General features: G+C 29.3%; 17 protein-coding genes and 1 tRNA gene. 4 read left to right on the top strand and 14 right to left on the bottom strand.

Annotated elements, in window-relative coordinates; translation table 11 throughout:
- Position 1: 1 nt before the first annotated feature.
- Genes OB7_RS03190 through OB7_RS03170 form a run of 5 tightly spaced genes read right to left on the bottom strand, consistent with a single transcriptional unit; the run spans position 2 to position 2,010 of the window.
- Positions 2-724, bottom strand: a complete 723-nt coding sequence (locus tag OB7_RS03190) for a Na(+)/H(+) antiporter subunit B (RefSeq protein WP_004102528.1) — start codon at positions 722-724, stop codon at positions 2-4.
- Positions 721-960, bottom strand: coding sequence for a Na(+)/H(+) antiporter subunit B (locus OB7_RS03185; protein WP_012580353.1), 240 nt, complete (start codon positions 958-960; stop codon positions 721-723). The genes OB7_RS03190 and OB7_RS03185 overlap by 4 nt, the downstream gene beginning before the upstream one ends.
- Positions 957-1,277, bottom strand: coding sequence for a monovalent cation/H(+) antiporter subunit G (gene mnhG, locus OB7_RS03180; RefSeq protein ID WP_012580354.1), 321 nt, complete (start codon positions 1,275-1,277; stop codon positions 957-959). The genes OB7_RS03185 and mnhG overlap by 4 nt, the downstream gene beginning before the upstream one ends.
- Positions 1,274-1,531, bottom strand: a complete 258-nt coding sequence (locus OB7_RS03175) for a cation:proton antiporter (RefSeq protein WP_012580355.1) — start codon at positions 1,529-1,531, stop codon at positions 1,274-1,276. The genes mnhG and OB7_RS03175 overlap by 4 nt, the downstream gene beginning before the upstream one ends.
- Positions 1,528-2,010, bottom strand: coding sequence for a Na+/H+ antiporter subunit E (locus tag OB7_RS03170; RefSeq protein WP_012580356.1), 483 nt, complete (start codon positions 2,008-2,010; stop codon positions 1,528-1,530). The genes OB7_RS03175 and OB7_RS03170 overlap by 4 nt, the downstream gene beginning before the upstream one ends.
- A 281-nt stretch (positions 2,011-2,291) precedes the next feature.
- On the opposite strand from OB7_RS03170, the gene OB7_RS03165 reads away from it, so the two are divergent.
- Entirely contained in the window at positions 2,292-2,915 is a 624-nt protein-coding gene (locus tag OB7_RS03165) for a redox-sensing transcriptional repressor Rex (protein WP_012580357.1), read from the top strand.
- A gap of 14 nt (positions 2,916-2,929) precedes the next feature.
- Positions 2,930-3,571: a lactate utilization protein gene (locus tag OB7_RS03160; protein ID WP_004102548.1), complete on the top strand. Its 642-nt coding sequence runs from the start codon at positions 2,930-2,932 to the stop codon at positions 3,569-3,571.
- A gap of 71 nt (positions 3,572-3,642) precedes the next feature.
- On the opposite strand, the gene OB7_RS03155 is transcribed toward OB7_RS03160, so the two are convergent.
- The gene (locus OB7_RS03155; RefSeq protein ID WP_114702510.1) at positions 3,643-4,797 is read right to left on the bottom strand and encodes a MalY/PatB family protein; all 1,155 of its coding nucleotides are present in this window, start codon (positions 4,795-4,797) and stop codon (positions 3,643-3,645) included.
- Positions 4,798-4,924: 127 nt separating this feature from the next.
- Between OB7_RS03155 and OB7_RS03150 the strand changes: the two genes are divergently transcribed.
- Positions 4,925-5,581, top strand: coding sequence for a hypothetical protein (locus tag OB7_RS03150; RefSeq protein ID WP_114702509.1), 657 nt, complete (start codon positions 4,925-4,927; stop codon positions 5,579-5,581).
- A 303-nt stretch (positions 5,582-5,884) separates the two neighbouring features.
- Here OB7_RS03150 and OB7_RS03145 read toward each other — a convergent pair whose 3' ends face one another.
- Positions 5,885-7,687, bottom strand: coding sequence for a 5'-nucleotidase C-terminal domain-containing protein (locus OB7_RS03145; RefSeq protein ID WP_004102553.1), 1,803 nt, complete (start codon positions 7,685-7,687; stop codon positions 5,885-5,887).
- Between the two features lie 12 nt (positions 7,688-7,699).
- Positions 7,700-8,260 carry a thymidine kinase gene (locus OB7_RS03140; protein WP_004102555.1) on the bottom strand — a complete coding sequence of 187 codons (561 nt, stop codon included), beginning with the start codon at positions 8,258-8,260 and terminating at the stop codon, positions 7,700-7,702.
- A 138-nt stretch (positions 8,261-8,398) separates the two neighbouring features.
- Here OB7_RS03140 and OB7_RS03135 point away from each other — a divergent pair, with 138 nt between their 5' ends.
- Complete coding sequence (locus OB7_RS03135) at positions 8,399-10,054, top strand: HD domain-containing phosphohydrolase (RefSeq protein ID WP_114702508.1); 1,656 nt, start codon at positions 8,399-8,401, stop codon at positions 10,052-10,054.
- Positions 10,055-10,128: 74 nt separating this feature from the next.
- On the opposite strand, the gene OB7_RS03130 is transcribed toward OB7_RS03135, so the two are convergent.
- From OB7_RS03130 to rho, 6 genes are all read right to left on the bottom strand, one after another.
- Positions 10,129-10,219 (bottom strand) — tRNA-Ser (locus OB7_RS03130).
- A 20-nt stretch (positions 10,220-10,239) separates the two neighbouring features.
- Positions 10,240-10,692 (bottom strand): YqeG family HAD IIIA-type phosphatase, encoded by a 453-nt coding sequence (locus OB7_RS03125; protein WP_114702507.1) that lies wholly within the window; start codon positions 10,690-10,692, stop codon positions 10,240-10,242.
- A gap of 24 nt (positions 10,693-10,716) precedes the next feature.
- Positions 10,717-11,241, bottom strand: a complete 525-nt coding sequence (locus OB7_RS03120; protein WP_114702506.1) for a hypothetical protein — start codon at positions 11,239-11,241, stop codon at positions 10,717-10,719.
- Positions 11,242-11,247: 6 nt separating this feature from the next.
- Positions 11,248-11,778 (bottom strand): hypothetical protein, encoded by a 531-nt coding sequence (locus OB7_RS03115; protein ID WP_012580364.1) that lies wholly within the window; start codon positions 11,776-11,778, stop codon positions 11,248-11,250.
- Between the two features lie 56 nt (positions 11,779-11,834).
- On the bottom strand, positions 11,835-12,935 hold the full coding sequence (locus tag OB7_RS03110) for a tetratricopeptide repeat protein (protein ID WP_114702505.1): 1,101 nt from the start codon (positions 12,933-12,935) through the stop codon (positions 11,835-11,837).
- A gap of 14 nt (positions 12,936-12,949) precedes the next feature.
- Positions 12,950-14,215, bottom strand: a complete 1,266-nt coding sequence (gene rho, locus OB7_RS03105; RefSeq protein WP_114702504.1) for a transcription termination factor Rho — start codon at positions 14,213-14,215, stop codon at positions 12,950-12,952.
- Between the last annotated feature and the right edge of the window lie 6 nt (positions 14,216-14,221).

The raw sequence follows: 14,221 nt of genomic DNA, 5'->3' as shown, positions 1-14,221 counted from the left end.
GTCATCCCTCCTCCCTGTGCAAATCCGCAATTATTCCTGAAAGTTCGGCGCCTACTTTAAAACCAATTAATATGTACACTATTGGTACTATTCCAGCGCTAAACAAATTACCAACTACTCCCGTTGGGAGGAAGTTTAGTAAGAATATACCTGAAACTGCTAATCCTGTTAGACCAACTATTACATACAAACTTCCTGCAGCACTTTCAACGAATTTGGAAGCTTTAGAAAGCTCATATTCTTCGTTAGAAAGATACAATAGTAAAATACCTGCAGCAATTATTGTACCTCCAGGGAACCCACCACCTGGGGTAAGATGTCCGTGAATAAATATATAAGCACCAAACAAAAGAATTAATGGAAGCAAAATACCTACAGAAATTCTTAGAATAAAGTTAGGTTGTCTTCCGTATTTTTTTCTTTTATAGCCATGTAATATTAATCCAACGCCTAATGCAGAGGTAAATAATACAGTAACTTCACCAAGTGTATCAAAAGATCTATAATTGACTACTATAGATGTAACTACATTAGCAGAACCGTCTTCTAAATCTTTTGATTTACCAAATGTGACTTTTTCACTGTTTCCATTAACACTTTTATTTATATATGCACTGGAAACTTTTGAAAGTTTAACTTTCCCATATTCAGGTAGAATAGAAAGAGAATTTACAAAAAATAAAATCAAGCCTAATACTATAAGAATTGAAAATACTCTTCTCATTTTTCATCACCACCAACTCTTTGTAATGCCAAGATTAAAACAGCTGTAGTAAGACCAGCTCCAACTGCAGCTTCTGTAATTGCAACATCGGGAGCCTTCATTATTACAAACAAAAAAACTGATAACAAACTTAAAAGTGATAATGATATAAATGAATCTAGCATTTTTTTTGCTTCTATTGCATAAATGGCAGAAATAATCATTAATATTCCGACGAATATAATGACAATAGTCATTTTTCATCACCACCTTTATATTCGTCAACTTTTGTCTTTTCAGTAGGCTTTATACCTTTCAAATATGCAGCTCTTGCAAGAACAGAACTTCCAACGGGGTTTGTTAATGCAATGAAAGCAATAATAACTAATGCTTTAGGTAGATAATCAAGATTAACTAAGCCGACTCCTAATATTACTGAAAATGAACCAAGAGTGGTAGCTTTTGTACCAGCTTGTAGCCTGTTATAAACATCTGGCATTCTAAAAATGCCTAGCCCGCCTAAAAAATAAAAAAATGCTCCTATAGTTATTAGAATATATCCTAATATACTCATTTTTTCCCCTCCAAGTAACGAGATATCACAACTGTTTCAGTAAATGAAAGAAGACCGTATACTAGAGCGATATCAAGATATAGTCCATTATTGAATACTAAAGCTAAAAAAACGATAGTTCCAGTTAAAACTACATTCAATGTATCTAATGCAGCAACTCTGTCGGCACTTGTTGGGCCAAGCAATATTCTTAGAAAGGAAAATAATACTCCCAAACCTACAAATCCAAAGAAAATATAGTTAATAATTGTCATTCGAATACCCCCTTTAAAATCTTTTCAAATGTTCCACTAATTTTTTCTTTTTTTTCGTTTTCATCTAATGTTTTTACATCAATCCAATGAATAAAGAGGGTATCATCTTTAACATCTAAGGTGAGTGTGCCAGGGGTAAGTGTAATTGAATTTGCTAAGGTAAGTTTTGAGGCTTCTTTTTTAAGGTTTGTTTTAACTTTTACGAAACCTGGGTTAATTGGAAGTTTCGGATTTAAGACTCTTGCGGCAACGTCAAAATTTGCTTTTATCATTTCCCATATAAATACAGGTAAATAAACTAATACAAATTTAACAAATCTTACTAAAAATTTTGAATCAAATCTTATTCTATAATACTTTTTTAGAACACTGGCAACAATTAGTGAAACAAAAAAGCCTACAATTAGCTCAGAAATATCGTTGTAACCTGTTAGTAATATCCATGTGAAATAGGTCACAATAAATACTGAAATATACACAATATCCCTCCTTTAAAAAAGCAATTAAAAATTTGAAGTAATTATTAAATTCCGAGTATTATTATCCAATTTCGAATTGTATTATATCATATTTTTCAATTTGTTCAAATATTAAAAAAAATAGGATATAGGTTATTATCTACATATTATTTTTTAATATTTCCAGAAATTTAATATTTTTATTGAAAAATCGAAGGCAAATTATTACTTGAATTATTTGTGAAAAATATAGTATAATTTATTGTGACTAACTTCACAAAAAATATAGGAGGGTTGAGAATATGGAGAAAAAGATTCCAAGACCTGTTATTAAAAGATTAGGGCTTTATTATAGGTGTCTTAATAGATTGTATGAAGAAGGCATTGAATACGTTGCATCAAAAGATATAGCAGAAAGACTTGGCATAAAATCTAGCCAAGTTAGAAAAGATTTATCATACTTTGGAGAGTTTGGAAAAAGAGGAGTTGGATATAATACTTATGAATTAATGGAAAGGCTAGAAGACATAATAGGCGTTAATAAATATTGGAATGTCATTGTTATTGGTGCAGGAAATATTGGTAGTGCTATAGCAAATTATGAAGGTTTAAGAAAGGAAAAGTTTAATGTTATAGGTATTTTTGATGCTGATAGATCAAAAGTTGGTAGAAAGATAGGAAGGTTAATTGTTAAACATTTTTCTGAAATTGATGATTTTTTTAAGAAAAATATTGTAGAAATAGCAGTTCTAGCGGTTCCAGAAAATGCTGCTCAAATGGTTGTAGATAAATTGGAAGAATTGGGAATTAAGGGAATTGTTAATTTTGCACCTGTGAAACTTAGAACGAATATCCCGGTCGAAGATGTAGATATAACTCTTTCTTTTAAATCGTTATCATTTAAGATTGAAAGAAATATTGAATAGAAGAAGGTGGTAGAATGAGAGACGAATTATATTTATGGAAGTATAAATCGGTGGCAAACAAAGTTGCTGATGCTTTAAACAAAAAAGGTCATGAAGCATATATTGTAGAAGATGAAAAAGAAGCATTAGAAAAAGTTTTAGAATTAATTCCTAAGGGTTCAACGGTTGCAACAGGCGGTTCTTTAACACTTAATCAAATAGGACTACTAGAAAAGTTAAGAACTGAAGAATATAACTTTTTGGATAGATATAGTGCAAAAACAAAAGAAGAGAAGGAAGAATTAGAAAGAAAAGCGTTTTTTTCAGATTTTTATATATGTAGTGCTAATGCAATAACTGAAAATGGTGAAATTGCGCTTTTAGATGGGAACGGTAATAGAGTTGCTGCAGTTATTTTTGGCCCCAAAAATGTTATTTTGGTTACTAGTGTTAATAAGGTGGTAAAAAATTTAGAAGAAGCAAGAGAGAGGATAAGGTATATTTCTCCTATGAATACAAAAAGGTTGAATCTTAATACTCCATGCGCTCAAACAGGTTATTGTGTTGATTGTGCATCACACCAAAGAATTTGTAATTATTATACAATAATAGAAAGTGGTTATAGACATCCTGGAAGGATCAAGGTTGTTATTGTTTTAAAAGAACTAGGCTTGTAAAATCTTAATTTAAGTATATTATAAAGCCCTCAAAGATTATGAAAAACAATATTTTGGGGGCTTTTGAAAGATTATTCAAGATCATTTAAACTACTAATTATTATTTTTACTGCCTTTTCAATTATTTTTCTTGAGGTTGCAATATTCATTCTTTCAAATCCATCTCCTTCTTTTCCGAATTCTTTACCCTGATTTAACCACAACCCATTTTTTAATAATTTTTCATGGATATCAGTATTATATTTTCTAAGATCAAGCCACATAAGGAAAGTTCCTTCAGGTATTAAAGTTCTAACATTGGTATTTTTTTCTAGCGCCTTTTTGACATATACGGCATTGTCATAAAGATATTTTTTTAATTGATTGAGCCAGCTTTTTCCGTATGTGTATGCTGCTTCAGTTGCAACAATTCCAAATATATTAGTTAAGTTTAGGTGTTGTGAATTTATAACTGCCTCGAATTTTTGTCTTATAAACTTATTTGGAATAAATGCATTACCAGTTTGAAGACCTGCTATGTTAAAAGTTTTGTTTGGAGCAGTAAGCACAATACTATTGTTTAAAAATTTATCAGATACTGAAAAGAACATATTATGTTTATTTGGAGAATAAACTATATCAGCATGAATTTCATCGGATACAACTGTTATGTTTTGCTTTAAACATATTTCACCTAATTTTTCTAACTCTGTTTTTTTCCATACTCTTCCTACTGGATTATGTGGACTACATAAAATTAACATTGTAGTTCTATTATCAATAATTTTTTCAAGATTTTCAAAATCCATTTTGTAATATCCGTTATTTTCAATTAGGGGATTTAAAGAAATTCTTCTTCCAAGGTTATTAATTACTTCATAAAAAGGTCTATAAACCGGAGGTTGTATTATTATTTTATCTCCAGGATTTGTTAAAGCTTGTATTGCAAATGCAATTCCTGGAACCACTCCAGGGATTGGAACAATCCAGTCTTTTTTTATTTTTACATTATGAATTTCATCAAACCATTTTATAATTGACTTATAATACCCTTCAGGCCTAAAAGTATATCCATATATTCCATGCTTTGCTCTTGCTTTTATTGCATCAATTACTTCTTTTGGAGCTTCAAAATCCATATCTGCTACCCATAAAGGTAATAAATTATCATATAATTCATTATACCCATAATCCCACTTATACGAGTTTGTTCCACGTCGTTCAAGGGTTTTGTCAAAATCTATCATTATTATCCCTCACTTTTATGATAATCTTTCGTTATCAATTGTACCATAAATTGGTTAATACTTTTTTTTTATGGTATAATCTTGTCGGGATATAATTTGGCTTACTAACTTTAAAGGAGGTAGATTTATGAGAAAATTGGTTAAAGGTTGTGGTTTTTTTATATTGATAGTTATAGTCATGGCAGTGGCAGTGTTACTTGTACCATCTAAAGATAAAGAAGTTGCAGCAGATAATGTTCAAACTCCAATTGCACAAGAAGATATTGAAGAAGATTCATCACTAGTAACAGAAGAAGTTGAAAGCACTCAAGAATCAAGTAAAATTAAAGATTTTAAATCTTATTTAGAAGCTTTAGATAAAGAAATTGGATATGATGTTTTAAAAGAAAATTTAATAACAGTTAAGATTTTTAATGAAGTTAATAAAATGCAAGATAGAAATGAAACATATTCTTATATGATTTACTATTTAGAAGATAAGAGAAAAATATTAAAAGATATAATTAGTAAACTTGATTCTTTAAGAGATAGAATAGAAAATTCTGAAATTTATAGTGCAAATCAAGACTTATATATGGCTGCTATAAACATGGATTATACAGTTTTATATCTAATGTATGCGATTAAAGAGACAAGGGATCATGATACTGTTTCAAGATCTACAGCTAACTTTGGTGATAAATATTCAAAGGAAAGAGATAAATATATAGATAAATTTTTTGGATTTTATAAATTTCAAGTTGAAAAGCAAGGTATAGAGGACGTTTTTGGGTTAATAAAATAAATAATATTAACATTGAAAAGAACCATTCTTATAAATAGTCTTAAGCCGTAAATACCCCATTCTAAAAGATTCAGAATTAATAAATCTTGATGATAATAGGTAATGCATAACATAGTAAGCTATTTATGGGTTTAAAAGTTAATGCAAAAATTATTCTTTCAAAAAGGTTTTAAAAGTACAAAATCATATACATAAATATTACTTTCAAATAGAAAGGCCCGTTTCTAGTTTTTCTTACTAGAAACGGGCATTATTTGTAAGCATGAGTAAGTTGTTAAAGATGAACTCTTAAAAACTTGATTTTTAGAAGTTTATTAGTTCTTTTATTGGTGGTATAGTATCAATGTAATTTTTGTAATATACCAATTTAGTTCCTGGTTTTATAAGTGATGGATTTTTAATATTATTCCATCTTGTTAAATCATTAAGTGAAACACCTAAGCGTTTTGAAATTGACCAGAGAGTTTCGCCAGGATTAATAACATATTCAAATTTAACAACAGTTTGCCAATTGTTATCAGTTGTTGCTTTAATATTCTTGTGTTCAAGAATGTAGTCTGCCATTAATTCTGAAACTTCCATCATTACTTCTCTAACAACTGGTTTTCCTTTAAACATTGTATAGCCACCACCGCCACCTGCTCTATAGTTGTTAAGAACAATTTCGTATTCTTTATCCATTTCAATTGGCTTTCCTTCGAACATTAAATCTATTATTCTATTTCCTGAAGGATTATTGAGAACTATTTTATAGCTAATTCCTTCCCACATGTCATAATTATAATGTCTAGGTTTAGGTTCAACCCAAGATTTATTGACTGAAACCATATAATTTTCCATAACAAAATAGTCAGCACTTTTTTCTAAAGCATCTTTTATGTCTTTACCAGTGACTTTAATAACTTTCAAGGTATTTGGGTAGATATAAACTGCGTTAATATCTCTTAATGTAATAGGTCCACTTTTCCATCCTTTAATGCTATTATTAAAGAGAGCAGTAGATGAAATTTTAGCTTTGCTGTAGTACATTTGAACTTTGTTCACAAATTCTATTAAAGGATTGTCTTGAAGCCTTGCAAAAAGAGGATTTTCTACCCAAAAATCTCCATCTGCATATCCAACGGGCTGATCTAACCATGCTTGAACTTTTTCATCATATGGTTTTATCAAAGAAGTAATTTCCTCATCTGCGGTAACTCCTTTTACAGAAACTTGCTCTACTGAGCTATCAATAACTTGCCATTTATTATCCTTTTTTTCAAGTTTTAAAACAATCTTTCCAAGTGATTTTCCCCAGTAAGAAGGCATTGAAACTGGCACATTATTTATTTTTGTTGCAATAGTTCTATGTTGATGGCCAAGTAGTAAAACATCAATTCCATCAACTTCTTGTAAGAGTTGATAAGCTTGATTTTCACCGGTTAATTCTTCTGTTGGTTCTCCTGTTTGAGGATCTCTTTCAAGGCCACCGTGATATGCAACAATTACTATATCAACATTTTCTTTGTTTTTAAGAATATCAACGTATTTTTTAGCAACTTCTACTGGATCTAAAAAGTCAAGACCTTCGATATTTTTTGGATCTTCCCAATTGGGGATGTACTTAGTGGTAAGTCCTAAAATTCCAATTTTTATATCTCCAACATTTACTATATGATAAGGTTTAAATAAAGATGAATTTTCTTTTACATCTATTATATTGGCACTTAAAGCAGGGAATTGAGCTTCGGAAACTGCTTTTTCTAAAACGTCTAATCCATAGTTAAATTCATGATTTCCTATTATCCAGGCAGAGTAACCTAGTTTGTTCATTACAAGTATCATTGGATCAACTGGCTTGTTATCTATTCTTGCATGATAATATTCCAAGGGGGTTCCTTGAATTAAGTCGCCAGTATCTACAAGTATTACGTTTTGATACTCATTCCTAAACTGTTTTATCAAGGTTGCAATTTTTGCAAGCCCAACATCTGATGGAGAATTTGTAGCATAATTAATCGGTAAAATGTTTCCATGCAAATCGCTGGTGTGTAAGATAACTACTTCAGTTGAAAATAATAAAGATACAGCTAATACAATAAGAATGATACCTAAAAGTTTCTTCATGAATTTCACCTCCTATAGTGTTTTATTAACTTTTATTTTTTTTAAGCATTCTCTACATAAAGCTATATATTTTTCTTTTCCACCAATATCTATTTCTTTATCATCTTGAGTAATTTTAAAAGAATAAGTCGCTCTATGTTCTCCACATTTTTCACATACGGCTTTCTTTTTAATAACTTCATCTGCAATTGCCAGTAAATTTGCCGTTGTTTTAAAAGGCTTTTCTAGATATGAGATATCAAGACCTGCACAGTAAACATCGATACCTTTAAAGATAAGATTTCTGACTACATTTATCAATTCTTCGTCAAAGAATTGTACTTCATCTATAAATACTGCATCGATATTATTTGAAATATGATTTAATATTTCGATTGATTTTGAGATTTTATGAGCTTTTACTTTAAATCCCGTATGTGTTGAAACTATGTCTTCTCCATATCTGTTATCGATCGATGGCTTAAAGACAATTGTTTTTTTCTTCCCTATATTATAGATTTCTACAAATGATAAAAGTTCAGTGGTTTTACCAGAATACATTGGTCCAGTGATTACTGTTAGTTTTCCTACCATATTTTCCCTCCAATTAAATGATCTTTTTGAGTTATATGCCTACTACACTTTATATTATATACCATTTTATATAAAAGATTTTTATGATAAAATTAAGTTGTATATAAATTGTATAAAAATAGCATTGGGAGTGATAGATTGACAATCAATCACTTTATAAAAAGGAAAATAAGAAACCATATTATTTTGCCGATTGTAATTATTGGAATAATTGCTGGAATCATTATGACGCTTTTAGGAATAAGAGCTATGTTTTTTCAATTGGAATTACAACTTTCCAAATCTGTGCGCGAGTGGAATGATTTGGGATTACATGTTGGAAATTTTTTAAATGTTTTAAGCCAGGACAAAAGTTTATTTGAAGATAAGAAAAATCTTGAAAATATTTTAAAACTTTTCTATGAAAATTACAAAAATATGATAGAGCACGTTTATTTTTCTCTTCCTGAAAAGAACCTTGTCTTTATTCCTGAGGCTAAAATCCCAGAAAATTTATTGCCCAAAGATAGACCCTGGTTTAAAAAATCTTTAGAAAAAAAGGATTTTTTCCAAGTTTCCCCGCCATATATTGATGCTATCACTAGTGAAATTATTTTAACTATATCAAAATATGTTGAAATGAAAAATGGATACGGAGTTTTAGGTGTTGATATAAATCCTAACTATATTATTACTCATATTTTAGATAGAAATGTTATTTTAATCGATCAAGATAACACAGTGATTTATAGTAATAATAAGAAAATTATAGGGCGAAAATTAAAAATTGATCACGATAAAAAATATAGAATTTATAACTTTAATGTATTGTTATTTCAAAAAGCTTTAGGAGATATCTATATTGTAGTATATGAAAATTATGTAATTAGATTGCTCCCAAACTTTTTAATTACAATTACAATTGTTTTAGGAATTTTAGTCTTAGGACATTTGACTGATAATAATGTGGAAGAAGAATTAAATTCTAACATTAGAGTTCCAATTGAAAACATTATAGATGAAACAAAAAGATATTTAACTAATCAAGAATTTGATGGTTCAAAAATTAATACTGAAATTGAAGAAATTGATGTTTTGGTTAATGAGATTGCCGATATGATTTCAATAATTGAAGCGAACTTTCAAGAACTTAAAGCTACAAATGAAGAGCTGGAAGAAGCTTATAAAGAAATAGAAAAATATTCTGGAGAGCTTGAAACTACGTACGAACTATTTATTGAAAAAATGGCGACTATTGTTGAAGGTTTTGATGAAGATACCGGTAATCACATTAAAAGAGTTCAAGTTTTATCAAAATTTTTAGCAGAAAAGATGAAACTACCAGATAATTTGGTTAAAAAGATATATTTATATTCGGCATTGCATGATATTGGAAAGATAAAAGTTCCACCGGAAATATTGAGAAAGCCTTCTTCTTTGTCTAGTGAAGAATGGAAAATTATGAAGAAACATACGATTTGGGGGGCAGAAATACTGGATGGAGATGAAAGATTAGAAATTGCAAAAAGGATAGCTTTGTATCATCATGAAAAATTTAATGGAAAAGGATATCCCTATGGACTAAAAGGAGATCAGATACCAATTGAAGCGCAAATTGTAAACATAGTAGATGTTTATGATGCTTTAAGGTCAAAAAGACCATATAAAAAACCGTTTACTCACAAAAAAGCTTTGGAGATTATGCTAAATGGAGATGGAAGAACTTCACCAGATGAATTTAACCCTAAGATTTTGGAAATTTTTAAAACTTATGAAGCTGAAATTGAGAATATATGGGAAAATTTAAGTAATTAGTGTTATTGTATATAAAATCTGTTTGAAAAAATAGAAAAAACCCCATCCTCAATGGATGGGGACCATTTCATATTTGGCGGAGGCGGTGGGACTCGAACCCACACGGGGGTGTAACCCCCACCGGTTTTCAAGACCGGCCCCTTAGCCAGTTCGGAACACGCCTCCACAAGCTATTATAACATACTCTAAAAAAATTTCAAGACTATTTTTTCAAAAAATCTAAGAATTTTTGTTATGAAAAATTCTTTCTGTGTATCAAGTGGTTCGACTTTTATTAAATACGCATTCAAAAGCTTTCCAAAAAGCATATCAGTAAATAATTGATCACCAATAACTACTGCTTTATTATATTTTATATTCTTTTCTTTCAAGTATTTTTTAAATTTAAAAGGTAAGGGTTTTCTTGCAAGCCAAAGGGTTTTAACATTTACGTTTAAATTTCTTGGTTTTCCATTCGAAACAATTATTATTTTTGCACCATTTTTTTCAAGATAATTAAAAATTTGAATTATTTCGTTTGGAATTTTGCTTTCTTTCCATTTATTAATAGTGTTATCAAAATCAAAAATAAATAAATCTATTCCCATATCAATAAGTTTTTTTAAATCTATGCTGGTAACATTTGGATAGATTTCCATTAAATTTCCTCCAAAGCTATTTTATTAAAATGGTTCAGATAGTCCTACTCCAAAAAAGACAGTTTTTTTAGAATAACTTATTAGCAAAAAAAGCTTATCACGCCAAATTTTTTTTGTATTTGGGTGGGGAACGATGTATTTTAGATTAACTAGTAGAAAATCAGTGAGGTTATAATTTACTTCTTTATTTAATGGGTATGTAAGTGATAGAGAAATTTCTATATCAGGAATATAAAGAGAAGTTTTGAGCCCAGCTTCAATATATAGTGATGTGCTATCATATGTTGTGTTGTTAACAAATAGAATAGGTCCAAAACTTATATTTTCAAACTTTGCTATAGCAGAATCTACAAAAATTTTGTGATCAAAGTTTTCTGAGAAATTAAATATCCATTGTATATTAAACAAGTTATTTGAAAAACCAAAATTTAAGCCATAATTTGAGAATTTTCCAAGATTCCATCCAATACAAAAATCTAGAAAAGTTTCATTTGAAAAAATTAGAGAAAAGATAGTCAAAATAATAAGTATTGCAAAAATCTTTTTCATAATGATTCACCTCTGATTTTCTAAGTTTAGAATTTGAAATTTATCAAATGTAATTGTAATATTTTCAGTACTATCATCGGTGGTAAACATAATTTTTTTCAATGAGTCTTTATCAAAATAAACACTAATTTTAGTTGGTTCTAAGCCTAATCTTTTCAAGAATGGGGCACCTGCGGGGATTAAGGTTAAATTTTCTTGATCTTCATATATTGTAAAAAGTGAAGAAGATAAAAAGCTAAAAATTGTTTTTAAAATTTCATAAATATAGTCAAGATCAATTGCAGAAACATCTACAACTTTATAGTTATTATATTTGTAATACGTTGTTTTTGTAAGACTATTAAATTCTATTTGTATATCTTTTAAAAATTCGGGTTTGTAAATTTGGACAAAAAAATGCTCTAAATTGAGTATCGTTGCATCTAATGTTATATCGCTTTGTAGATTCTTATTATTTTGATCATATACATCAAAATGTAGAGTTCCATATATAAAAAAATCTCTTTTACCAGCAATATTTTCTATGAAATTAAACATAGAAGAGTCAGAAAAAATAATTAATGGAAGAAGTGTTAGAAAAAGTATAGTTTTTCTTATATAATCTCCTCCTCTTCTTTTTGGTTTTGATTTGAAATGAATTCTTTTAGTTTTTCTGTTATTAATTTTAATTCCCCTTCTTCAAGCTCTTCTTTTTCATCCAATTTTGAAAATACTTCTTCTATATTTAATGATGAAAATTCTTCTGCAATTTCAATTGGAAGTTCTCCACTACTTTCTTCTGAGAAAGAAATTTCAAGGTTTTTAATTTTTTCAATTAATGAATGTTCAACTTCGCTTTTGATTAATTTTTCATTTTGATCAGATACCATTTCTTCTAATTCATCTATTTCTTCAATAACTTCATCAATATCCACATTTTCTTCTTCTTTGTTTGCTTTTTCAGCTATAATTTCAGGAGGGGAGTTTTTTACATTATTTTCAATGTCACTTTTTATTTCTTCTTCATTATTATTTTCTATTTCTTCAAGTTCCTCAAATAATTCAGATAAGAATGAGAGCTCTTTATTTATAAGTTCATTAAAATCCATAGTATAAGAATTTTCAGGAATTAATTCTTCGTTTTCATTAAAAATAATTCCTGAAGTTTTTGTTGTAAGTTGTTCAATTTCTTTTTTTGTTTCAAGAGGCTGAGGATAAGTTTTTTTAGCTTTTATAACCCTTAACTCCATTATAAGTAAAATTACAAAGGATGATAAAAAAGTAATTAAGAAAAGTATCAATTTTGAATTGTTTTTCTTATTTGTAGTCTCAGTTGAAGCAGGTAATTCAATTGGTTTATACTTTTCAATCCAATTACTCCATTCTTCTGATGTGGATGTTGAATTTTTTAAAATATCATTCAAAAGCTCTTTTACAAATGGATTTTCGGTATACCCTGAAAGATAAGCTTTAGCCTTTTCATAGTTCCCAATCATATAAGCTGATATTCCTGCTTTAAATTTTAACGAAGTATCATACCCTTCAATTGAAGGATCAATAACAAGGGCTTTTTCAAAATAGTAAAGTGCTTTTTCATAGTTGCTTTGTTGATATGCATTGAGGCCTGCTTGATAATATTCTATTGCTTTTTTTTCGAAAGAAAATAACGTATTTAAAATAATGATAAACATAATCAGAATTAAAAATCTTTTCATAAAATATTACCTCACTATTGAAGATCAATTAATGCAAGAAAATCTTCATTTGTGTTTGTTTCTTTCATTTTATTGAGGATAAGCTTTAATCCCTCTTCTTCACTCATTGAAGACAACATTTTTCTTAAAAGCCACAACTTTTTTAATTTTTCATTGCTAAGTAGTAACTCTTCTCTCCTTGTTCCAGATAACATAATATTGATTGCAGGGAAAATCCTTTTATTAGCAAGTTGTCTTGAGAGAACGAGTTCCATATTTCCAGTTCCTTTAAACTCTTCGAAAATTACTTCATCCATTTTTGACCCCGTTTCGATCAAAGAAGTTGCAATTATTGTCAAACTTCCACCTTCTTTTGTATTACGAGCTGCTCCAAAAAAGTGTTTGGGTTTGTAAAGCGCTGCAGGATCTACACCACCAGAAAGAAGTTTACCACTTGGTGGAACATTTATATTATACACCCTTGCAAGCCTTGTCAGACTGTCCATTAAAATAACAACATCGTAGCCAAATTCCACAAGTCTTTTTGCCATTTCAAGTGTAAGTTCTGCTTTTTTAATTTGTTTATCAGGTGGCATATCAAAAGGTGCAGCAATTACCCATGCATTAACTGACTCCTTTATATCTGTTACTTCTTCTGGCCTTTCATCTATTAAAAGAACTATTCTTATTGTATCTGGATGATTTTTTGCAATTCCATTTGCAATTTCTTTTAAAATAGTCGTTTTTCCAGCTTTTGGTGGAGCAACTATCATACCTCTTTGTCCTTTGCCTATTGGGGAAAATAAATCAATTAATCTTGTAGAGTATGTATCTTTGTTTGTTTCTAAGAAAAATTGTTTGTCAGGATAGCATGCTGTTAAATTTTCAAAATTAACTCTTTCGTTTGCAAACTCTGGGTCTTTATAATTTACCGCCTCAATTTTTATCATTGCAAAAAATCTTTCGCCTTCTTTTGGGGGTCTAATTACACCAGATATAATATCACCGGTATTTAGGTTGAATTTTCTTATTTGAGAATTTGAGATGTATATATCTTTGGAGCTTGGTAACATACTTTCTAGACTTCTTAAAAAGCCAAACCCATCAGGGTGTACTTCTAAAACACCTTCTCCAAAAAAGTATCCTTCTGATTGGGCCCTTGCTTCTAAGATTGCAAATATTAAATCCTGTTTTTTTAAAGAGGTGTATCTGGGAATATCATATTCTTTAGCGAGTTTGTACAAATCTCTTATTGTCATGCTTTCTAAATCTTTTATATTATAAGCATCATTATTGCTCAAAATAAT

The sequence above is a fragment of the Thermosipho africanus Ob7 genome (genome assembly GCF_003351105.1).
GTDB classification, from domain to species: Bacteria; Thermotogota; Thermotogae; order Thermotogales; family Fervidobacteriaceae; genus Thermosipho; species Thermosipho africanus.
Note: the sequence above shows the minus strand (reverse complement) of the source record. Positions and strands in the feature narration are given on the sequence as shown.